This is a genomic window from Pseudomonas sp. S10E 269, from assembly GCF_002798465.1.
In the GTDB taxonomy this organism is placed as follows: Bacteria; Pseudomonadota; Gammaproteobacteria; order Pseudomonadales; family Pseudomonadaceae; genus Aquipseudomonas; species Aquipseudomonas pergaminensis.
This window is the reverse complement of the sequence record NZ_PHIJ01000001.1, coordinates 5,929,432-5,951,839: the sequence shown is the minus strand read 5'-3', so window position 1 is coordinate 5,951,839 and position 22,408 is coordinate 5,929,432. Positions and strand designations below refer to the sequence as shown.

Genomic DNA, 22,408 nt, shown 5'->3' with positions numbered 1-22,408 from the left:
GTTCTCCTTATCTGTGAGCTATGTAAGGTTAGGGCGTACCGATGTGTAGGGGTTCCAGGCAACTGACTGGCGGTCGCCGCTGTCAATCCTTTACCAACAATGATAAAGGACGGCATCCATGGACGCCTGGTGGCATGAAGTGTTGCAAACCCTGCAGGCTGAGTTTGCCGATATCGGCGACGCCAGGCAGCTCACCCAGATCACGGTGCGCTTGCTCATCGCCGCGATCCTGGGCGGCATCCTCGGGTTTGAACGCGAGAGCAAGGGCAAGGCAGCAGGGGTGCGCACTCATATGCTGGTGGCGTTGGGCGCCGCGCTGTTTGTGATGGTGCCGCAGATGTCTGGTAACCAGGCGGACGCCATGAGCCGGGTGGTGCAAGGCGTGATTGCCGGGATCGGTTTCCTGGGCGCCGGCACCATCATCAAAGGCAAGGACGACGAAGAAGGCCATGTCAAAGGCCTGACCACCGCCGCCGGCTTGTGGATGACCGCTGCGATTGGGGTCTCGGCCGGGTTGGGCCGGGAATCGACAGCGGTACTGAGTACGTTGCTGGCCTTGGCGGTGTTCAGTGTCATGCCGAGAATTGTGCGACGACTGGACCGCGACGAGACGTCGTGATGTATTAATTGTGTGGCTGCAAACGTTGCAACATAGGAATAGTGGTCTGGTCTTCGTTGTGGTAGGAGAAGATCTGTTGGTCGTTAGCGAGCAAGTCCAGCCTCACTACGGGCAACAAAGAATGTGTGTGTTTGTAATAGTCGTTTTGAAGCTTTATGACTTGATCACGGCCATTACTGTTAGCGACGTTATAGAACAATGCCTGGAATGGCATCTGTTTGATTGCTGTATCCGGCCAGGCAGTGGTCACAACCTCGTTCCATCGTTCGCGTGTGCTAGTGTTTAAGAGTTCTCGCGCTTTTACGCTTACTGCGAATTGCTCAGGCGACGCATCGAAGGAGCAGGTATAGAAATAGGCCGGCTGTACCTTGTTCCAATGGTCTAGCCATGCTTCTGCAGTGTGTATATTTTGGCTAGCGCAGGGACGGCTCCACTCGAACTCGTAACCAGGCAAAGGGTCGTCAGTGACACCGCAGGCGTCGGGGCGTCGATCCGTTGGTGACGTAGGAGCAGCGTGCCGTCAGTGCCGGCAATGCTTCAGGCAGCGCGTTCACGATGACGCCAGATGCTGTTGAAAACAGCCTCTTGATGCCTGTATCTGCGCGAAGATATGAAAATGACGCTGCGTTGCGTTCCCTTTCACGGAGCGAGGTGGTAACGGTATCTGTTACCCGAATGAGGACGCCATTGCAATGATAGGCGGCTGCGCCGTTTTCACAGTGTACTGAAGTGTCGTGGTACCGGCTGTTGAGTTTCTCAGCAACATGGATGTCGAGGGGTTGATCAGTGCCTGCCGCGTTTGCGGTCAAGGACACTATAAATAGCGGTAGCAAGGCGACTGTCTTTTTCATTCTATCGCTCCGAGATAACGTTAGTGATGAGGTCTGCACTGCACGCTCTCACTTTCGCTGTCGCACGCGAACTGTCATTTATGACAGTTTTATAGAACGATTTCTAACTATCCTATCGATAATGGTAATAAGCAGGAGCGGCTATGCAAGCCGCTTCTACGATGGCTGTGATCAGACCTGCTGAACAATCACCGGCGGCATAGTTGTCGGCGGCTCCTCCACGGGAGGCGGCTGGTGTTCCGGCGGTTCCTTTTCCGGAATCGGCTCCGGTTCGGTGGGCGGCAGGGTGGGGTTGTCGATATTCGGGTCCGGTGTTTCAGCCGGGATCGGGATATTCATCAGTGTGGCCTCCTTTGTGCTTTGCTCTATCGGTGGACAGTCGCGCGGGCAAATTGATTCCCCGCCCAATGGCGGCATATCCACCTGAACTTTTGTCGACGGCACAGGCTCGGACCTATTACGGCCATGCTCAGGAAGAATGCGGCTGCCTGAAGAATCCGGATCAAGCAAAGAGCGTCCACAGGGCGTAAGGGGAAGATGCTCGATGACTGCTGAAACACAGGTTCCAGACACCTCCATATTGCCGCTGTCCCAGGCGCTGTTGCTGCCCAGGATCGCGATCGAAAGCACCACCCCCGTGATCGACGGCGGCGAATTCGCCGTCAAGGCCGTGGTTGGCCAACGGGTGAATGTCACCAGCAAAGTGTTCGCCGACGGCCATGACAAGCTCGCCGTGCTGATCCGCTGGCGCCCGCTGCAGGACGAAAGCTGGCACAGCGTGGTGATGACCGATGTGGGCAACAATGGCTGGGAGGGTGCGTTTACCGTTACCCAGCAAGGCCCCCACGAATACTGCATCGAAGCCTGGATCGATACCTTTGCCAGCTTCTGCTACGAACTGCGCAAAAAACATGAGGCCGGCGTGCCGGTCAGCCTGGAACTGCAGGAAGGCCGCAGCCTGGTGCTGCAGGCCGCCGAGCGCAGTGACAATGAACTGCGCGATCGCCTGATGCTGCTGCACCACGAACTGTCCGGCCTGCTGGAAACCGAGCAGGTCGCGCTGTTCATGCACGAAGACAGTGCACACTTGATGACCCAGGCCGATCATCGCGCTTATCTAAGCATCAGCACGGTGTACCCCATCGATGTGGAGCGCGAAGCGGCGCTGTTTGCCAGTTGGTACGAGCTGTTCCCGCGCTCGATCACCGACGATCCCGCGCGCCACGGCACCTTTAATGACGTGCACTCGCGCCTGTCGATGATCCATGACATGGGCTTTGACGTGCTGTACTTCCCACCGATCCATCCGATCGGCCGCAGCCACCGCAAAGGCAAGAACAACTCGCTGACCGCCGGGCCCGATGATCCAGGCAGCCCCTACGCGATTGGCAGCGAAGAGGGCGGGCATGAGGCCATCCACCCGCAGTTGGGCAGCCGCGATGACTTTCGGCGCCTGGTGCAGGCCGCCGCCGAGCATGGCTTGGAAATCGCCCTGGATTTTGCCATCCAGTGTTCCCAAGACCACCCGTGGCTCAAGGAGCATCCGGGCTGGTTCAACTGGCGTCCGGACGGCACGATCAAATACGCGGAAAACCCGCCGAAGAAGTATCAGGACATCGTTAACGTCGACTTTTACGCGGCGGACGCCATTCCGGGCCTGTGGACCGAGCTGCGCGATATCGTGGTGGGCTGGGTGGAAGAGGGCGTGAAAACCTTTCGTGTCGACAACCCCCACACCAAGCCGCTGCCGTTCTGGCAATGGCTGATCAGCGATGTGCGCGCCAAGTACCCCGACGTGATATTCCTCGCCGAGGCATTCACCACGCCGGCGATGATGGCGCGCTTGGGCAAGGTCGGCTATTCCCAGAGCTACACCTATTTCACTTGGCGCAATACCAAGGCCGAGCTGAGCGAATACCTGACGCAACTGAACCAATCGCCGTGGCGCGAATGCTACCGGCCGAACTTTTTCGTCAATACGCCGGATATCAATCCGCCGTTTTTGCATGAATCCGGCCGTCCGGGCTTTCTGATCCGCGCCGCGCTGGCGACCATGGGCTCAGGCCTGTGGGGCATGTATTCAGGGTTCGAGTTGTGCGAAGCGGCGCCGGTGCCGGGCAAAGAGGAATACCTGGACTCGGAGAAGTACGAGATCCGCCCTCGGGACTTCACCGCGCCGGGCAATATCATTGCCGAGATCGCCCAGCTCAACCGCATTCGTCGGCAAAACCCGGCGTTGCAGACGCACCTGGGGCTCACCCTCTATAACGCCTGGAACGACAACATCCTGTATTTCGGCAAGCGCAGCGAGGATGGCAGCAACTTCATCCTGGTTGCAGTGAACCTTGATCCCTTCAATGCCCAAGAAGCCCATTTCGAGCTGCCACTGTGGGAGTTGGGCCTGCCGGACGACGCCGAGACCCAGGGCGAAGACTTGATGAACGGCCATCGCTGGACCTGGTATGGCAAAAGCCAGTGGACGCGGCTGGAGCCGCAGATGCCGTTTGGGATCTGGCGTATCACCACTTCTTGAAACCGGACCTGTAGGAGCCGGCTTGCCGGCGATAAGGCCCCTGGCATCGCTGCATGGCTCAAGTACGCCATTGCCGGCAAGCCAGCTCCTACAGTGACCGCGTTTCTCCCGTTCGAATTTTCCCGGAGTTTCCAATGGCGAAGAAACCCAACGCTGCCACGTTCATCAAAGACCCGCTCTGGTACAAGGACGCGGTGATCTATCAAGTCCACGTCAAATCCTATTTCGACTCCAACAACGACGGCATCGGTGACTTCCCTGGCCTGATCGCCAAGCTCGACTACATCGCCGACCTGGGCGTGAACACCATCTGGCTGCTGCCGTTCTACCCCTCGCCACGTCGCGACGATGGCTATGACATTGCCGAATACCGTGGCGTGCACAGCGACTACGGGACCATGGCCGACGCCAAGCGCTTCATCGCCGAGGCGCACAAGCGCGGGCTGCGGGTGATCACCGAATTGGTGATCAACCACACATCCGACCAGCACCCCTGGTTCCAACGGGCGCGCAAGGCCAAGCCCGGCTCGGCGGCGCGGGACTTCTACGTGTGGTCGGATGACGACCAGAAATACGACGGCACCCGCATCATCTTCCTCGACACCGAGAAGTCCAACTGGACCTGGGACCCGGTCGCCGGCCAATATTTCTGGCACCGTTTCTACGCTCACCAGCCCGATCTCAATTTCGACAACCCGCAGGTGATGAAAGCCGTGCTGTCGGTGATGCGTTACTGGCTGGACATGGGCATCGACGGCCTGCGCCTGGACGCCATCCCGTATCTGATCGAGCGTGATGGCACCAACAACGAAAACCTGCCTGAGACCCACGACGTGCTTAAGCAGATCCGTGCCGAGATCGACGCCCATTACCCCGACCGCATGCTGCTGGCCGAAGCCAACCAGTGGCCGGAAGACACCCAGTTATATTTCGGTGACAAAAAGGGCGACGACGGCGATGAATGCCACATGGCCTTCCACTTTCCGCTGATGCCGCGCATGTACATGGCCCTGGCCCAGGAAGATCGCTTCCCGATCACCGACATCCTGCGCCAGACCCCGGAGATTCCCGCCAATTGCCAATGGGCGATTTTCCTGCGCAACCACGATGAACTGACCCTGGAAATGGTCACCGACAAAGAACGCGACTACCTGTGGAACTACTACGCCGCCGACCGGCGCGCGCGCATCAATCTCGGCATTCGCCGCCGTCTGGCGCCGCTGATGGAGCGTGATCGCCGGCGTGTCGAGTTGCTCAACAGCCTGCTCTTGTCGATGCCTGGCACGCCGACCCTGTATTACGGTGATGAAATCGGCATGGGCGATAACATCTACCTCGGTGACCGCGACGGCGTGCGTACGCCGATGCAGTGGTCCATCGACCGCAACGGCGGCTTCTCCCGCGCCGACCCGGCCAGCCTGGTGTTGCCGCCGATCATGGACCCGCAATACGGCTACCAGTCGGTGAATGTCGAGACCCAGGCCCAGGACCCGCATTCGTTGCTGAACTGGACCCGGCGCATGCTCGCAGTGCGCAAGCAATCCAAGGCGTTTGGGCGCGGCAGCCTGAAAATGCTCTCGCCGAGCAACCGCCGCATCCTGGCCTACACCCGTGAGTTCACCGGTGAAGACGGGCGCAACGAGATCATCCTCTGCGTCGCCAACGTGTCGCGCAGCGCCCAGGCTGCCGAGCTGGACCTGTCGGCGTTTGCCGGCATGGTGCCGGTGGAGATGCTCGGCGGGAATGCCTTCCCGCCCATCGGCCAGCTGAATTTCCTGCTGACCCTTGCGCCTTACGGTTTTTATTGGTTCGTGCTCGCCCCGGAAAACCAGATGCCCAGCTGGCATGTGGAACCGGCCCAGAGCATGCCGGACTTCACCACCCTGGTATTGAAAAAGCGCATGGAAGAATTGCTCGAAGAACCTTGCCGCGCCTCCCTGGAACAGACCGCACTCCCGGCCTGGCTGCCCAAGCGCCGCTGGTTCGCGGGCAAGGACACGGCCATCGACAGTGTGCGCATCGCCTACGGTGTGCGCTTTGGCGACCCGCAGCACCCGGTCTTGCTCAGCGAACTGGAAGTGACAGCCGGTGGCCAGATCAGCCGTTATCAGTTGCCGTTTGGCTTCCTCGGGGAAGACCAGTTCACCAGCGCCTTGCCGCAGCAATTGGCCCTGGCCCGTGTACGCCGAGTGCGTCAGGTGGGGTTGGTAACCGATGCCTTCAGCCTCGAACACTTTATCCGCGCCGTCATCCAGGGTTTGCAGGCGGGTACCGTGCTCAACACCAACGAAGGCGAACTGCGCTTTGCCGCCACGCCGCACCTGGCCAAGCTGCAACTGACGGATGAGTCCGAAGTGCGCTACCTGTCGGCCGAGCAGTCCAACAGCTCGGTGGTGGTGGGCGAGAGCCTGGTGCTCAAGCTGATCCGCAAAGTCGCCTCCGGCGTACACCCGGAACTGGAAATGAGCGCCTACCTGACCGAAGCCGGCTACCCGAATATCTCGCCGTTGCTGGGCTCGATGATTCGCCACGACGCCGGAGGCCAGGACAACCTGCTGATGATTGCCCAAGGCTATTTGAGCAACCAGGGCGACGCTTGGGGCTGGACCCAAAACAACCTGGAACGCGCGATTCGCGACGAACTGGCCGAAGCCATGTCCGAACAGGAGCAGCACTACAACGCCTTGGGCGAGCTGGCAGATTTTGCCGGGTTGCTCGGCCAACGCCTGGGTGAAATGCACCTGGTACTCGGCGCGAAAACCACCAACAAGGACTTCAAGCCCGAAGCCACCACGGCCAAGGACACCCAGGCCTGGGCCAAGGATGTCGGCGCGCAGCTGGACCGCGCGTTGCAACTGCTCAAACTTCATCAAAGCCAGTTGAACCCCTCGGATCAAGCGCTGGTCAGTGAATTGCTGGCGCAGAAAAAAGCCATCGCCAGCCATGTGCAGGCCTTGGCGAAAGCCACGGCCGGCGGGTTGCGTATTCGGGTCCACGGTGATTTGCACCTGGGCCAGGTGCTGGTGGTGAAGGGCGATGCCTACTTGATCGACTTTGAAGGTGAGCCGGCGCGCCCACTGCACGAACGACGCGGCAAGCACAGCCCGTATAAAGATGTGAGCGGCGTGTTGCGCTCCTTCGACTACGCGGCAGCCATGGCTTTGAATGTACAAGGGGTGGACCATTCGCCCGAAGCGGACCAGGCGCGCAAACGCGTGACTGACCGTTACCTCAAAGAAGCACGCCAGGCCTTTATCCAGGCTTATCAGTCCGCTACGTCTACACTGGCGCATGACTGGCAGGATGCCAAAGGCCAGGACGCAGCGCTGACGTTGTTCAGCCTGGAGAAGGCCGCGTATGAAGTGGCCTACGAAGCGGAAAACCGCCCGACCTGGTTGCCGGTGCCCCTGCAAGGGTTGCACGGACTGTTGAGCGGGCTTGCACCTATATCGAAAACTGCACGCGGTGGGGAGACGTCATGAGCTTTACAAATAAAGAACCGCTGCAACCGAAGTTGACTGCATTGCCGGCGTCCAAGGACGTCGAAGCGCTGGTACGCGCCGAGCACCACGACCCGTTCTCGATTCTCGGGCCGCACGATGATGATCACGGCGGCCAGTTTATCCGCGCGTTCCTGCCGGAGGCCTTGAGCGTCCAGGTGCTGGCGCGCGACAGCGGCGAGCCGATCGGCAGCCTGGACGCGAGCCAGGTCCCGGGGTTGTTTGTCGGGCAGTTCAAGACCCGGCAGCCGTACCTGTTGAAAATCCAGTGGGCCGGCGGTGAACAGATCACCGAAGACCCTTACAGCTTCCAGCAACTGTTGCTGGGGGAAATGGACCTGTACCTGTTCGCCGAAGGCAATCACCGCGACCTCAGCAGTTGCCTGGGGGCCCAGGTGACCCGTGTCGATGGCATCGAGGGTGTGCGTTTCGCCGTGTGGGCACCGAATGCGCGGCGCGTGTCGGTGGTGGGCGACTTCAATATCTGGGACGGCCGCCGTCACCCGATGCGCCTGCGCCATCCTTCCGGCGTGTGGGAGATCTTTATCCCACGTCTGCAGCCGGGTGCGGCCTACAAGTACGAGATTCTCGGCGCCAACGGGATCCTGCCGCTCAAGGCCGACCCGATGGCCCTGGCCACCCAGCTGCCGCCAGACACCGCGTCCAAGGTTGCCCAGCCATTGCAGGTGGACTGGCAAGACCAGGCGTGGATGCAATCGCGGGTCGACAAGCAAAAGACCACGGCGCCGCTGTCGATCTACGAGCTGCACGTGGGCTCCTGGCAATGCGAGTTGGACGAGGCGGGCGAGGTGGCCCGCCAGTACAACTGGCGTGAACTGGCCGAGCGCCTGATTCCCTATGTGCAGCAACTGGGTTTCACCCACATCGAGCTGATGCCCATCATGGAACACCCGTTCGGCGGCTCCTGGGGCTATCAGGCACTGTCGCAATTCGCGCCGACCGCGCGGTTTGGTTCGCCGGAAGATTTCGCCTATTTCGTCAATGCCCTGCACCAGGCGGATATCGGCGTGATCCTCGACTGGGTACCGGCGCATTTCCCCACTGATACCCACGGCCTGGCGCAATTCGACGGCACTGCGCTGTACGAATACGCCAACCCGCTGGAAGGGTTCCATCAGGATTGGGACACGCTGATCTACAACCTGGGCCGCACCGAAGTGCACGGCTTCATGCTCGCCTCGGCGCTGCATTGGCTTAAACACTTCCACATCGACGGCCTGCGCGTGGATGCCGTGGCCTCGATGCTCTATCGCGATTATTCGCGCAAGGCCGGCGAATGGGTGCCCAACCGCCATGGCGGCCGCGAGAACCTGGAGGCCATCGACTTTCTGCGCCATTTGAACGACGTGGTGGCTCTGGAGGCCCCCGGCGCGCTGGTGATCGCCGAAGAATCCACGGCCTGGCCAGGCGTGAGCCAGCCGACCCAACAGGGCGGCCTGGGCTTCAACTACAAATGGAACATGGGCTGGATGCACGACTCCCTGCATTACATCCAGCAGGACCCGGTGTACCGCGCGCACCATCACAACGAACTGAGCTTTGGCCTGGTGTATGCCTGGTCCGAACGTTTCATCCTGCCCATCTCCCACGACGAAGTGGTGCACGGCAAGCACTCGCTGATCGACAAGATGCCCGGCGACCGCTGGCAGAAGTTTGCCAACTTACGCGCCTACCTGGCGTTCATGTGGATGCACCCTGGCAAGAAACTGCTGTTCATGGGCTGCGAATTTGGCCAATGGCGCGAGTGGAACCACGACCAGCAACTGGACTGGTACCTGCTGCAGTACGCCGAACACAAAGGCGTGCAGAAGTTGGTGGGCGACTTGAACCGCTTGTACCGCGAAGAGCCGGCCCTGCACGAGCAGGACGATGCGCCCCAGGGCTTCCAGTGGCTGATCGGCGACGATGCGATCAACAGCGTCTATGCCTGGCTGCGCTGGAGCAAGGATGGCAAGCCGGTGCTGGTGGTGGCCAACTTCACCCCGGTGCCGCGTGAGGGTTACGCCGTCGGCGTGCCGTTTGGTGGGCGTTGGAGTGAAGTGATCAACAGCGACGCGGATATGTACGCAGGATCCAATTACGGCAATGGGGGCGAGGTGTTTACCCAGGATGAACCCAAGCATGGACAGCCGGTGTCACTGTCGTTGAATCTGCCGCCACTGGGCGTGCTGATTCTGCGGCCGGAATCGCTTTAAAGGCTCTACCGTGCTGGATTCTGTTGTCCACGCTGGTGGCAGGGTGCCACAATGGCGCCTTTGTCGTGGCAGTCGAATCAGGCGGATTTCATGAATGGCCTTGGGCGTGGGCAGGACCAGGATTGCTTTATAGAAGAGCAGGTGCGCACTGATCGTTTGCACCAGCTGTTCAGGCAATCATTTGCCGCGATTTTCGGCAGTTACCTGGCGGCCTTGATGCTCTGCTGGCTGTGCTGGGACCGGTTTGACCATCAGGTCATCCTGGTCTGGCTGGTGGTGCTGGCGGTGTCGTCGCTGCTGCGCGTCCAGATGTTCATGGAGTGGTTTCGCTGCCCCAACGCCGAGCGCACGCCCGATCGTTGGGAGCGCCGCTACTGGCTCACGCTGGTGCTGTCGGCCGGGATCTGGGGCGCTGGCGCCCTGGCGGTGATGCCTACCGATGATCGCCTTTCCCAAGTACTGGTGATGTTGTTTACCGTGGGCATGTCGGTCAGCGCAGTGTCGTGTTATTCGGCTTACCGCTACATGACCCTGGCCTCCATGGCGTTGGTGCTGCTGCCGTGTACGCTGTGGCTGCTGTTCCAGCCTTCTTCCCTGCAAGTGGGCGTCGCCATTGCGGTGCTGGTGTTTTCCACCTTTGTGGTCAGCGCTACACGCAAACTGTCGGATGCCTTGGAAAAGGCCTTTCGCCTGACCCGGCAAATGGAACGGGCCCACACTATTTCAACCCGCGCCGCACAGACCGACGAACTCACCGGCCTGATGAACCGCCGTGCGTTTTTCGAACGTGCCCAGGTGCTCTACGAACAATGCCGTCACAACCGTCAGCCGCTGTGCGCATTGATGATGGACATGGACCACTTCAAGCAAATCAACGACACCTACGGCCACCAGGCCGGCGATCAGGTGTTGCGCCAGATAGGCGGGGTGATCAGCGCCTCGTTCCGCCAGGCCGATGTCTACGGGCGCCTGGGTGGCGAAGAGTTTGCGGTGTTGCTGCCCAACACCTCACTGGACACGGCACGGGCGATCGCCGAACAGTTGGTCAAGGCGATCTCGGGGCTGGCATCGGAGCCGGTGCAGGGGTTGTCGGCCAGCCTGGGTGTGGCATCCACCCATACCCAGGATCAAGACCTGCATGGCCTGATGAATACCGCCGACAAAGCGCTGTACCGCGCCAAGGCCCAGGGGCGCAATCAGGTGGCGGTGGCGGAGTAACTCAGGCCATCGCCCTGGCCAACGCCCGTGCAACCTGATCGGCGGAGTAGGGCTTGGGCAGGAACTCAAACCCTTCATAACCACTGTCGGCCAATTCTTCGCTGTAGCCCGAGGTGAGCACCACCGGCAAGTCCGGGCGCCGTTGGCGCAGCAACTTGGCCATGGTGACGCCGGTCATGCCGGGCATTACGACGTCCGAGAAAATCCCATCGAACGCCAAGGCGTCCGCGCCGGCCAGGGCGAGTGCCTGTTCGGCGTCGGTGGCCCAAGTGGTCTGGTAGCCCAGGTCCTGGAGGATCTGAGTGGCGAAGCGGCCTACCTCAAGGTTGTCTTCGACGATCAGGATATGACGTTGCGCGGCATCGTGTGTGGGCAGAGCGTCGTCCTGCGGTTGCTCGGAGGGCATCGCCTGGGGGGCCGCTTCTGGCAGATACAGTGTAAATACGGAGCCTTGCCCTGGGTTGCTGGCCACATCTACGTTGCCGCCGGACTGCTTGGCAAAGCCGAATACCTGGGACAGCCCCAGCCCGGTGCCTTTGCCTACGGCCTTGGTGGTAAAGAATGGCTCGAAAATGCGCTCCACAGCATCCCCAGGGATACCGCTGCCGGTATCGGCCAGGGAAATGCTCACAAAAGGCTGGCGGGCCTCACCATCACCCCGGATCCGTGGCATGGCGTCCACCTTGACCACGCGCAGGGTCAGGGTGCCTTGCCCCTCCATTGCATCCCGGGCATTCAGGGCGATATTGATCAGCGCGGTTTCAAACTGGCTGGCATCCACCCGCACATGGCAAGGGTGTTCGGGCAATTGCACCTGCACGTGGATGCGTGCGCCGGTGACGCTTTCGAGCATTTCGCCGATGTTCTTGACCCGCTCGCCCACATCGAAGACTTCCGGGTTGAGCGGTTGGCGCCGGGCGAAGGCGAGCAGTTGGCTGGTGAGTTTGCTGGCGCGCTCGACCGTGTCGGATACAGCGCCCATGTAGCGTTGGCGCCGCTCTTCGGAAAGCCCGGGTTGGCGCAGAAAGTCCACCGAGGAGCGAATGATGGTCAGCAGGTTGTTGAAGTCATGGGCGACGCCGCCGGTCAGTTGGCCGATGGCTTCGAGTTTCTGTGACTGGTGCAGCGCGGCCTCGGCCTGGGTGAGGGCGGTGGTGCGCTCCAGCACGCGCTGTTCGAGGGTGGCGTTCAGCTCGGTGAACGCGGCCAGGCCTTCGCGCACGGCGGCGTCGGCGCGTACCCGCTCGATATGGGCCCAGGAGCGTTCGGTGACTTCGCCCACCAGCGCCAGGTCGTAGGGTGACCAGACGCGCGCGGTCTTGTGATGCACCGCCATCAAGGCGGTCAGGCGGCCGTCCTTGATCAATGGGAAACACACCGTCGCCAGGGCGCCCAGGGCCTGATAGCTGGCGGCATCCTCCGGCGCGAATTCCACCCGGTTGTCCTCCACCACCAGCGGCTCACCGGCGCGCAACTGGCGCACGGCCCGTGCGCCGAACGAGGCGAGGCTGTAGCGCCCCACGATGCTGGGCGAGCCCGGTGCGGCCCAATTGCCGCGAATGGTGAAGCCGTCTTCGTCGGCGTCCATGTCCGCATAGGCGCAATTGGACACCTGCAAATGCTCAGCCAGCAAGCGGGTGGTGGTGGACATGATGGTTTCGGCGTCGGTGGCGTTGGCCACCGCACTGCCGACGGCATCCAGCACGGCCAGGCGGCGGGCGAGGAACACGGTGGCGGTGGTTTCGGTGACGGTGTCGAGCATGCCCACGACCTTGCCGAGAGGGTCGCGGATCGGGCTGTAGCAAAAGGTGAAGTACGCCTGTTCGGGACCGTTGCCGCGCTCGATCAGTAGGGGGAAGTTCTCGATATAGGTGGCATGCCCCTCGTACGCCGCCTTGGCGATGGGGCTGACGTCTGCCCAGACCTCTTGCCACACCTCGCTGAATGGGCGGCCCAGCGCATAGGGCTTGTCGCCCAGGATCGGGATAAAGGCGTCGTTGTACAGCATGGTCAACTGCGGCCCCCACACGATGGCTTGCGGGAAGCTTGAGGCAAAGCACAGCGCCACGGTGGTCTTGAGCACATCCGGCCACTGCTCCAGCGGCCCCAGGGGCGTGCTCGCCCAATCATGCTGGCGAACCCGCTCAGCCATGTCGCTGCTGCTTTGCAGCCAATTCATCATTGCGAGAACACCTTGTTTGCCACGGTCTGTCGAACGCCTGAAAGGGTCAGGTTAACAATCAACAGACCGGAATGACCGCTGCCAAGTTCAGCGGCATTATCCATGAGATGGCGATTTGATGCTGCAACCGTTTGATGAGCCTGCACATTGACTTACTGCGCGCCGAAAACCCCCGTCCAATAGATCCCTGCATCACTCTTCGGGTCCATGGCATACGCTGCACCCAGCTCGCGAAATTGCGGGTTCATCAGGTTGGCGCAATGGCCGGGGCTGGCCAGCCAGCCATCCACGACTTTGCGCGGGGTATCCAAGCCGGCAGCGATGTTTTCGCCGATGTTCTTCGCGATGTACCCGGCCAGTTCGGCACGGTCCCCAGGGGTACGGCCATCATGGTCGAGGTGGTCGAAGAAATTACCGTTGGCCATGTTGCGCGTGTGGCTGTTCGCGGCGCCGGCCAGGTCTTCGTTCCAGGACAAGGGTGTGGTCGCGGTAAAGGCCTGGGTGCCGCATTGGCGCGGTTGCGAGCGCGCGGTGTTGATCAGGTTCAGCACCTGCTTGCCTTCGGTCTGCCAGTCGCCCAGGCCGCTGGTGAGCAGTGGGCGGGCGAGCACGATGCGCCAGTCCTGGCCGCTGTTGCTGACGCCGATATCGACGAATTGCGGGTCCAGCACCACCCGACAGAAGCTTTCGCGCACTGCTTTCATGGCTGCCTGGGCATCCTTGGGCCCGGACAGGCTGATGGCCTGCACGTTGACCATCGGGTACGCGGCACGCGCCAGCGCTTGCTGCAGGTCGCCCACATTGTTGGCCGGCAGCACCAGCCGCGTATCACTGGCCAGCGGCGGCAGTTCCTGGGAACCCTGATCGCCGCAGCGTTGCACCTGGCTGCGGTATTGGTTGATCTGTTGTACCAACTGACTTTCTTCATTCGCCATCGCGCTGGCGCAGAACACCGTAGTGGCGGCCAGCGTCGTAAGACCCATCATCAATGACAGAACGCGCATGGACGTTACCCTTGAGCTTGAAAGTGCCCATGATGCGCGATGTAACCCGGTCTGGCGCAACGCCTTTTTTGTTTTTTTGCCTCAATGGGTGTTCTAAAGCTTGTTACAAGCGCCAAAGCGGCGCCATGCCATCACACTGGCCAGCAGGATCAACCCCAGCGCCACGCTGAAGGTTACATGCAGGCCAAAGGCCACGGATTGCGGCAGGGCGCGGGTCACATCCGGGCTGGCCCAGGCAAAGACCGCACCCAGCACAGACGCGCCGAAGATCAGCCCGAGGTTGCGCGACAGGTTCAGCAACCCCGAGACGGTGCCTCGAAGAGAGCCGTCCACATCGCTCATGACCGCCGTGTTGTTCGCGGCCTGGAACAGGCTGTAGCCCGTCGTCAAGATGACCAGCGAGGTCAGGTAGGCGACCAACCCTGACGCCAGCGACAACAGCAGCGCACCGCAGGCCAGCAGCGCCAGCCCGGCGAGGGTCATGCGCTGGCTGCCGAAGCGGTCGGTGAGGCGACCGGCCGGTACGCCAGCGCACGCCGCGACACAGGGGCCGAGCGCCATCGCCAGGCCCATCCACTCGGGGTCGAGGCCCAGGCCGCGGGACAGATAGAACGTCCCGACCACAAAGGTGGCCATGATCACCGCGGCCACCAAGGCACTCATGGCCAGGCCCGCGCGCAATGCTGGCACCTGCAAGGATGACCAGAAACCCGGCCCTGTGGACGCTGGCGCGCGGGGGCGATCAACCGGCAAATAATGGTAGGCGAGGGCGACGGCCACCGAGCCGAGCGGTACTCCGACCAGGAAAATCGCGCGCCAGCCCCACAGGCTCAGCAACACGCCCCCCAGGCTCGGCCCCATCGCGATGCCTACCGCCGACATCGTACCCAGCAAGCCCATGACCCGGCCGGTACGTTCCTTGGCAACCGTATCACCGACCATACCCAACGCCATGGCCATCATGACGGCCGCGCCCAGGCCTTGCAGGATGCGCGCTGCAATCAGCCATTCAAGCGCCGGCGACACGCCGCACAATCCGCACGCTACGGTGAACAGCAGCAAGCCCGCCAACAGCAACCGTCGGCGGCCCAGGTGGTCGCCCAGGCTTCCGGCACTCACAATCACCGCAGTGATTGCCAGCAAATAGGCCAATACCACCCACTGCACGGCGTGAAACGAGGCCTCGAACGCCTGCGCCAGGCTGGGCAGGCCGACATTGGCGATGCTGGTGCCCAGGGAGGCGAGCAACATGGACAGGGACAGGCCGACAAGGCTGCCGCGTGAGGGAGTGAGCATGGGAAATCCTTGGATGAAGGCAACTGTCACAACTCTACGGCGTCGCCTACTATGGCGGTAGGCGCATGAGTTGCAGTGAATACATGCGTGTAACGCCTGATAAGGAATGCCGATGCCCGATCTCAACTTGCTGACCACCCTGGATGTTTTACTCGCCGAAGGCAGCGTGGCGGGCGCGGCCAAACGCCTGCGCCTGAGCCCTTCGGCGATGAGCCGTGCTTTGGCGCGTTTGCGTGAAACCACCGGCGACCCGCTGCTGGTACGCGCCGGCCGTGGCCTGGTGCCCACGCCCAGGGCAGTGGCGTTGCGTGAACAGGTCAGCCGGCTGGTGCAGGACGCCAACGCCGTGTTGCGGCCGATGCAGTCGCTGGACATGGCCCGGGTCGAGCGCACCTTTACCCTGCGTACCAGCGAAGAATTCGTCGAGCATTTCGCCCCGGCACTGTTGGCGCGGATTGCCCGGGAAGCGCCGGGCGTGCGCCTGCGCTTCATCAACAAGACCGACAAGCACAGCACCCTGCTGCGCGAAGGCAGCGTCGACTTGGAAACCGGCGTCGTCGATCCCACTGCCAGCCCGGAAGTGCTGACCCAGGCGCTGTTTCGTGACCGCTTGGTGGGCGTGGTACGCAGCGGCCATCCCTTGATCCAGGGCGACGTCGACGCGCGACGCTATGCCCAAGGCCAGCATGTTTACGTGTCGCGCCGTGGCCAGGACCGTGGCCAGATCGACGATGTCCTCGAAAAGCAGGGCCTCACGCGACAAATCAGCACCATCGTCGCGGGTTTCGCCACGGCGATCGCCCTGGCGCGCACCACCGACCTGATCGCCAGCGTGCCCGAGCGCTACATCGCCCATGCGCGTGATGGCCTGCACTGCTTTGCGCTGCCGCTGACATTGCCGACCTTTACCGTGGCGATGCTGTGGCACCCGCGGCTGGATGCCGACCTGGCCCATCGTTGGTTGCGCGCGTGTTTGCGCGAGGTGTGCGTCGAGCAGGTACAATCGGCGCTGCCTTGACGCTGAACCCCAGGAATTTGCATGTACAGCCTTACCCGCTACACCACACCGTGCCCGGAGCCTATCAACGGCCAGATCCTGCAACTGGTGGTGGACAACCTCACCGACATCAGCAGTGTGGCGCTGCCGCCGAGCAACCTGCTGTACAACATCTACCAGTACGCCACTGGCTTTGAGGTGCACCTGTACCTGGAAGCGCTGGACGGTTCCAAGGGCATTGCTGTCGAGTTGGTCGTGGCGATGGAAGAGGAAAAACTCATCGGCTTTTGCCTCTACCTGCCCGTGAAGGATGATCCAGAAGCCTGCGGCGTTGCGTTCATGGCCGTGCAAGTCGGCTACCGGCGCCAGGGTGTGGCGCGCGCAATGATGCGCGACGTGCTGGGCCGTTATCCCCATGCGGAATTGGCGTGCTCGGTGGAGAAGGTGCCGGCATTTGAAGGCATGGGCTTCCAGGTGCGCGGCGGGCGGGGCACGCAGGTGTTGATGAATACGCGGGACTACGGCACTGACGGCCTGATGGGCGTGTTGGATGTGGCGTCGATCTACCGCTCACTGGAAGTGCAGCAGATTCATACCTACCTGCTGCAAAAGCACGGCAAGCGCGCCATGATTGATGCAGAGAAACAACGCGATCGACACCTCGATCAACTGACCCGCAAGGTGCAGCTTTTTGTAGCCGGGCGTTAGGCGGCGTTCTTTCTTTAGGGGGGAGTGGGCTCTTGTGGTGAGCGGGCCCATTGCTTGCCGTACTCTGGTAAACCCGGTCGCGCCGGTTTACTCCTCACCTGCCAGTGATTATTTGAACGCGCCGCGGTTGACCATCGCCAGGATGGTCGCGAGCAGCTCCTGCTGCGCCTCCTCACGGCTGATCTCTCCGCTGGCTGCGGCCTGGGACAAGGCTTCCGCCGCCCCCAGCATCGCCCTTAAACCGGCCTGGGTAATGTGGCCAAAAGGCGACAGCGCGTCGCGGCACTTGTCGAGGAAGATCGCCTCGTACTGGCGCTTGAGCGCTTCCAGTTCCGGCGAACTGCTGAGCGCCGCAATCACCCCCGGGATTTCCCGACCCTGCAATAACACGCAATCCACATAGGACTCGGCGATCACCCAGGCACGCTCGTCCAGGGTGTCGCCACTGGCTGCGATGGCGTTGGCGAAGACCTGATCCTGGCGGGCATCGAAGTCCTCATACAACGCTGCCAGCAAACCGGCTCGCGTGACGAAATGGTCGTACACCACCGGCTTGGTCACGCCCGCCAACTCTGCCAGGCGGCCAAGGGTCAGGGCTTCGGTGCCTTCATCACGCACCAGTTGCCAGGCCACCTCCAAGAGTTGGCGCAGGCGATCTTCACGGGACAGGCGACGACGGGGGGCAGGGGATTCGGTGCTTGACATGCTTATATACCAAAAGTAACTTACTAATCGTAACTTAAGCCTAGGCTAACCCCAAAGGGAGTCAATGTCATGCACGCACTTATCGTTGTTGCTCACCACGACCCACAATCCCTCACCCACAGTGTGGCAGCGCAGGTGGCCGCCGGCCTCACTGCATCGGGCCACACCTACGAAATCGCCGACATTGCCGCCGAAGGTTTCGACCCGCGCTACACCGCCGCCGACCACTTGGTGCATCGCACCCGCGCCACGCCACCGGTCGACGTGTTGGCCGAACAGGCCCGCATCGACCGCGCCGATGCGCTGGTGCTGGCGTTCCCGATTTACTGGTGGTCGTTGCCGGGCCTGCTCAAGGGCTGGATCGACCGCGTCTTCGTCAACGGCTGGGCCATCGACTACGGCCCCGACACTCCAGTGGTGAAAAAGCTGCGGCACCTGCAGGTGCATCTGCTGGCCCTGGGCGCAGCGGACGACGATGCGTTTGATCGACACGGCTACGCCAAGGCAATGCGCACGCAAATTGACTACGGGATCTTCGATTACTGTGGCGCGCAGGTAGTGACGTCGGCGTTGTTGCTGGAGTCGGAAAGCGGCGGGGTGCAGGCGCATCTGGACAAGGCCAGGGCCGTGGGCGAGGGGGTGTTCGACACCGAGACCGTCGCCGGTTGATTCAACCTTCGCGAAACAGGTCGTGGGCGTCCAGCAGGCGGTAGGCAATTTCCGGACGTTTCTCCATACCCCGGCGGATGGCGGCCGGGATGGATTGGCGGGTTTTGCGGCACATGCCTGGCAGCTCGTCGATCACGATCTGGATGCCGCGCATGCTCTTGACCTCGGTGTGGCCGGGGGCGACATGCACGCGGATGCCCAGGAGCTCGTACATCCGCTGCTGCATGTGTTCCAGGTCTTGCAGGCTCTTGAGGTCTTCAAGCCGGTCGAGCAGTTTTTTCTCTTCCTGGCGCGTGAGGTTGAGGATACGCAGGTCGGCGCCGGGTGCTTGCAGCAGTTGCTCGCGGTCACAGACACAGGCGCCGGGTGGGCAGGGTTGGCGAATTGTCATGTGCGTTGCCTCCCCATTCCGACGCCGAGCCCTTAGTAGCTCAAGTGAACCCCGAGACTGCCCAGGGCCTTCCAGTACTCAGGATAGGTCTTGGCCACGCAGTCCGGGTCTTGAATGCGGATGCCCGCGACTTTCAGCCCCGCCAGCGCAAAGCACATGGCGATGCGGTGGTCGGCATGGGTGTCGATCAGCGCGTTGCACGACGTACCCGCCAGGGCCGGATCGCTGGCCACCAGCAGGTCGTCGCCTTCGATGGTCGCCAGGCCTGGGCGGATTTCGTTCAGGCCGTCATGCAGGGCCTGTACACGGTCACATTCCTTGACCCGCAGGTTGGCCAACTCGGTGAAGCGCACCGGGGTGTTGTTGAACGCGGCGAGCACTGCCAGGGTCGGGATGGCGTCCTGCATCTGTGAGCCGATGACCGTGGCTTGCATGTTCGGGAACTGCGCGATCACGGCCTGGGCCTTGGCGTCGGGCTGGGTGAAGTCTTGCGCAGCCACGCCGATGTCGATGCGCCCACCGGTCAGCACTTCGGCAGCCCACAGGTAGGTGGCGGCGGAGGCGTCGGGCTCGATCAGGTAATCGTGGGCAGTGTAGCCGGTCGGGGCCACGCGCCAGGTGGTGTCGTTGACGGCTTCCACCTGGGCACCGAAGGCGCGCATGCAGTCCAGGGTCAGGTCCACGTAGCCACGGGCGCCGATGTCCTTGCCGGTCAGCGCCACTTCAATTGGCGCTTCGCCGCAGGCCGCGAGCATCAGCAGGGCCGATACGTATTGGCTGGAAAGGCCTCCGTCGATCTCGAAGCGCTTGGCCTTGATCTTGCCCACGCCGTGCACGGTGACGGGGGGGCAGCCGGTCGGGCTGTCGACCTGGATGCCGTTTTGGCCGAGGGTTGCCAGCAGTGGGCCGATCGGGCGTTTTTGCATGTAGTCGTCGCCGTCGAGCACCACGGTGCCTTCGACGGTGGCCACGGCGGCGGTGAGGAAGCGCATGGCAGTGCCGGCATTGCCGAGGAACAGTGGCTGCGGTGGCAGTTGCAGTTTGCCTTGGCCGGTGACGACGAAGGTGGTGTCGTCGGGTTCGTCGATGGTGACGCCCATTTGGCGCAGGGCCACTGACATGTGGCGGGTGTCATCGCTCTTCAGGGCGCCGCTGAGGCGGCTGGTGCCCTTGGCCAGGGCTGCCAGCAGCAGGGCGCGGTTGGTGATGGATTTGGAGCCTGGGGGTGCGACCTTGCCGTTGAGGGGGGCGTTGGGCGGTGTCACGGTCACGGTTTTCTGCGAACTCAAGGTACAAGGCTCCTGATTCAAGGCAAGGTGGTATGGAGTGGCCGACGGGCGGACTCGAATGATCGGGTATAGATGTGGTGCTTGTCGAGCTTGGGGCCATGGGCGCTGATATTTACTGGGTGTATATCGTTCCAACTGTGGGAGCTGGCTTGCCTGCGATGGCGGTCTTCGGGTCGCTGTCAAATTCCGGCCAGCGTGTTTGTTTGATGGGGCGCCTCAGATCAAGATCTACAGCACTCAGGTCTGACAGCCGGCCTGAGTGGTTCGGGCAAAAGCCGGTACGTCCCGCAGCCTTTATCGCTTTGCCAACCAATAATCATGCAGCGCCCGCGCTGCCGGTTCGAGTTCGCTGACGCGCTGCTGGTGTGCTTGCACGTCCAGGTCGGCGGGCAGTTCGAAGTTGTCCTGTTCGGCGCACCAGGAGATTTTTTCCAGCAGTGCGGCCTGTTCAGGCGGCAGTTCCGGCCAGTTGCCAATGGCGGCGCCGCGGATGTAGCCGAAGCACCATTCTTCGGCGAGGGTCACGGTGTGGCCTTGGTGTTCGGTTTCGTCGAAGCGGGCGTTGAAGCCGGCGGCGTCGGTCGCCAGTTGTGCGGCCAGGGTGTTGAGGTGGCGCACGCACAGTTCGAGGAAACCCTGGGCTTCGTCCATGTTGTCCCACTCGGGGTTCTGGCCGCCCCAGATGGCCGGGAACCACTCTGCCACGTCCACCTGGACCGGGCTGGACACCAGCGCGGTGAAGTAGCCGTCGAGTTCGGCCAGGTTCAGCACCGAATGGTCGTCGCCGTACTTGAGCAGGGTGTTTTCGATAACTTCGAATTCGGCGGGGGTGAGGGGGTGGGCGTGCATGGGCATATCCTTTAAACGTCGAGCGCCGCAGAGGGGGCGGCTTAAAGCGCGAAGGATGGCGCGTGTGCGGGGTTTTATCCAGCGTTTTCCCAGCGCTGGCACAGCTTGCTCATACAGACGGCACCGACCACTGCGAGGATGATCGGCACCAGGAAGTCATGGTCAATGCGGGTGAACTCCGCCACCAGCACAATCGCGGTCAGCGGCATGCTCATGCTGGCGGCAAGGAAGGCCGCCGCGCCGATGATCGCAAAGGCGCCCAGCGGCACGCCGGGCCAGGCCAGGCTCCAGGCGCCGCCGAGGATGATTGCCAGCAGCGCGCCATTGGCCAGGCCGGGGGTGAGTAGCCCGCCTTCGGCGCCGGCGCGCAGGCTGCTGGTGGTGATCAGCACCTTGACCACCAACAGCAGCGCCGCCAGGCCGATGCTCAGTTCGTTGTCGAACCCCAGTTGCGCCGGGCCTTTGCCATTGCCGAGGATCTGCGGCAACAGCATCGCCAGGCCGCCGATCACGCTGAAGTTGATCAACGCCAGCACCGGCAGGCGCCACCCGCGTGCGGCATTGGCCCGCGCGGCGCCGGTCAGGCGGGTAAAACCATAGGCGGCCAACCCAAATACTGGGCCGCACACCACCGCCCAGGTGATCAACGCCGGGCTCAGCACAAAATGCGGCACAACGTATTGCGATTCCGCCCCCAGGCCGATCCACGCCACCGACGCGCCAATCGCCGAGGTGGCCAGTGCAATCAGCGCCGCTGGCCAACTGAACGCGCCCACCAGCACTTCCAGCACAAACACTGCGCCGCCCAACGGCACGTTGTACACCGCCGCGAGGCCCGCGCCGGCACCGCAGGCGACGATCAAGCGGTGCTGTTCCGGAGTCAATCGGGCGCGCCGGGACAGCCAACTGCCCGCCAATGCGCCGACCTCCCGTGGCGCCACTTCGCGGCCCAGGGGCGAGCCAAGGGCCACGGTGATGATCTGCAGCAAGGCGTGGGCGAGGGTGGTCTTGGGCGTCATGATCGGCATCTTTTCCGACACGGCTTGCTTGATGCTTACCAGCGGGCGGCCATAACGGTACACCGCCCACCAGCCCAGGCCGGCCACCAGGCCGCACGCTACCAGCACCGCCAAGCGTCGTTCGGGCGCGGCGGCGGTCACGCCCCACAGGAAGGTTTCATGGCTGACCAGGCTGTCGAGGCTATAGCCGTAGGCCAAGTGCTGGATGCCGTGCAGCAGCAGCGCCAGCAGCATTGCGCCGAGGCCGGCGCCAATGCCGGTGAACACGACCACCAGGGCCAGCATCAAGGATGAACGGAACGTGGACGGCATAAGCGGCTCCAGGCTGTGGCCCAGAGTGTATAACCGATCATCCGTGGCTT

19 protein-coding genes are annotated in these 22,408 nt (G+C 62.3%); 8 read left to right on the top strand and 11 right to left on the bottom strand.

Features of this window, described 5'->3' with window-relative positions; genetic code table 11:
* Positions 1-118: 118 nt before the first annotated feature.
* Positions 119-619, top strand: coding sequence for an MgtC/SapB family protein (locus tag CWC48_RS27595; protein ID WP_078048183.1), 501 nt, complete (start codon positions 119-121; stop codon positions 617-619).
* 4 nt (positions 620-623) lie between these two features.
* Here the strand turns inward: CWC48_RS27595 and CWC48_RS27590 are convergent, their stop codons facing one another.
* The 3 genes from CWC48_RS27590 to CWC48_RS30430 all read right to left on the bottom strand — a co-directional run bounded on the left by CWC48_RS27590 (position 624) and on the right by CWC48_RS30430 (position 1,809).
* On the bottom strand, positions 624-869 hold the full coding sequence (locus CWC48_RS27590) for a hypothetical protein (RefSeq protein WP_100490896.1): 246 nt from the start codon (positions 867-869) through the stop codon (positions 624-626).
* 211 nt (positions 870-1,080) lie between these two features.
* The gene (locus CWC48_RS30295; RefSeq protein ID WP_157806786.1) at positions 1,081-1,470 is read right to left on the bottom strand and encodes a hypothetical protein; all 390 of its coding nucleotides are present in this window, start codon (positions 1,468-1,470) and stop codon (positions 1,081-1,083) included.
* Between the two features lie 171 nt (positions 1,471-1,641).
* Positions 1,642-1,809, bottom strand: a complete 168-nt coding sequence (locus tag CWC48_RS30430) for a hypothetical protein (protein ID WP_177409457.1) — start codon at positions 1,807-1,809, stop codon at positions 1,642-1,644.
* A 205-nt stretch (positions 1,810-2,014) separates the two neighbouring features.
* Here CWC48_RS30430 and CWC48_RS27585 point away from each other — a divergent pair, with 205 nt between their 5' ends.
* The 4 genes from CWC48_RS27585 to CWC48_RS27570 all read left to right on the top strand — a co-directional run bounded on the left by CWC48_RS27585 (position 2,015) and on the right by CWC48_RS27570 (position 10,937).
* A complete protein-coding gene (locus CWC48_RS27585; RefSeq protein ID WP_099492719.1) occupies positions 2,015-4,003 on the top strand; it encodes an alpha-1,4-glucan--maltose-1-phosphate maltosyltransferase in 1,989 nt (662 codons plus the stop codon).
* Between the two features lie 134 nt (positions 4,004-4,137).
* Positions 4,138-7,485 (top strand): maltose alpha-D-glucosyltransferase, encoded by a 3,348-nt coding sequence (gene treS, locus CWC48_RS27580; protein WP_100490895.1) that lies wholly within the window; start codon positions 4,138-4,140, stop codon positions 7,483-7,485.
* The gene (glgB, locus tag CWC48_RS27575) at positions 7,482-9,719 is read left to right on the top strand and encodes a 1,4-alpha-glucan branching protein GlgB (protein ID WP_078048187.1); all 2,238 of its coding nucleotides are present in this window, start codon (positions 7,482-7,484) and stop codon (positions 9,717-9,719) included. The genes treS and glgB overlap by 4 nt, the downstream gene beginning before the upstream one ends.
* Positions 9,720-9,770: 51 nt before the next feature.
* Complete coding sequence (locus CWC48_RS27570; protein WP_100490894.1) at positions 9,771-10,937, top strand: diguanylate cyclase; 1,167 nt, start codon at positions 9,771-9,773, stop codon at positions 10,935-10,937.
* Between the two features lies 1 nt (position 10,938).
* Here CWC48_RS27570 and CWC48_RS27565 read toward each other — a convergent pair whose 3' ends face one another.
* The 3 genes from CWC48_RS27565 to CWC48_RS27555 form a co-directional block, all read right to left on the bottom strand.
* Positions 10,939-13,119 (bottom strand): ATP-binding protein, encoded by a 2,181-nt coding sequence (locus tag CWC48_RS27565; protein WP_100490893.1) that lies wholly within the window; start codon positions 13,117-13,119, stop codon positions 10,939-10,941.
* A 152-nt stretch (positions 13,120-13,271) separates the two neighbouring features.
* Positions 13,272-14,123, bottom strand: a complete 852-nt coding sequence (locus CWC48_RS27560) for a CAP domain-containing protein (RefSeq protein WP_078048190.1) — start codon at positions 14,121-14,123, stop codon at positions 13,272-13,274.
* Positions 14,124-14,216: 93 nt separating this feature from the next.
* Entirely contained in the window at positions 14,217-15,419 is a 1,203-nt protein-coding gene (locus tag CWC48_RS27555) for an MFS transporter (RefSeq protein WP_100490892.1), read from the bottom strand.
* A 112-nt stretch (positions 15,420-15,531) separates the two neighbouring features.
* Here CWC48_RS27555 and CWC48_RS27550 point away from each other — a divergent pair, with 112 nt between their 5' ends.
* Entirely contained in the window at positions 15,532-16,437 is a 906-nt protein-coding gene (locus CWC48_RS27550; RefSeq protein ID WP_100490891.1) for a LysR family transcriptional regulator, read from the top strand.
* 21 nt (positions 16,438-16,458) lie between these two features.
* Positions 16,459-17,124, top strand: a complete 666-nt coding sequence (locus CWC48_RS27545; RefSeq protein WP_078048193.1) for a GNAT family N-acetyltransferase — start codon at positions 16,459-16,461, stop codon at positions 17,122-17,124.
* A gap of 108 nt (positions 17,125-17,232) precedes the next feature.
* On the opposite strand, the gene CWC48_RS27540 is transcribed toward CWC48_RS27545, so the two are convergent.
* Complete coding sequence (locus CWC48_RS27540; protein WP_100490890.1) at positions 17,233-17,829, bottom strand: TetR/AcrR family transcriptional regulator; 597 nt, start codon at positions 17,827-17,829, stop codon at positions 17,233-17,235.
* Positions 17,830-17,898: 69 nt separating this feature from the next.
* On the opposite strand from CWC48_RS27540, the gene CWC48_RS27535 reads away from it, so the two are divergent.
* Positions 17,899-18,498 (top strand): NAD(P)H-dependent oxidoreductase, encoded by a 600-nt coding sequence (locus tag CWC48_RS27535; RefSeq protein ID WP_099492732.1) that lies wholly within the window; start codon positions 17,899-17,901, stop codon positions 18,496-18,498.
* Between the two features lies 1 nt (position 18,499).
* Here the strand turns inward: CWC48_RS27535 and CWC48_RS27530 are convergent, their stop codons facing one another.
* The 4 genes from CWC48_RS27530 to CWC48_RS27515 form a co-directional block, all read right to left on the bottom strand.
* Entirely contained in the window at positions 18,500-18,889 is a 390-nt protein-coding gene (locus CWC48_RS27530; protein ID WP_010210708.1) for a hypothetical protein, read from the bottom strand.
* Between the two features lie 32 nt (positions 18,890-18,921).
* Complete coding sequence (aroA, locus tag CWC48_RS27525) at positions 18,922-20,178, bottom strand: 3-phosphoshikimate 1-carboxyvinyltransferase (RefSeq protein WP_100490889.1); 1,257 nt, start codon at positions 20,176-20,178, stop codon at positions 18,922-18,924.
* 294 nt (positions 20,179-20,472) lie between these two features.
* Positions 20,473-21,027, bottom strand: a complete 555-nt coding sequence (locus CWC48_RS27520) for a UPF0149 family protein (RefSeq protein WP_100490888.1) — start codon at positions 21,025-21,027, stop codon at positions 20,473-20,475.
* Between the two features lie 74 nt (positions 21,028-21,101).
* On the bottom strand, positions 21,102-22,358 hold the full coding sequence (locus CWC48_RS27515) for a chloride channel protein (protein ID WP_100490887.1): 1,257 nt from the start codon (positions 22,356-22,358) through the stop codon (positions 21,102-21,104).
* Positions 22,359-22,408 lie beyond the last annotated feature (50 nt).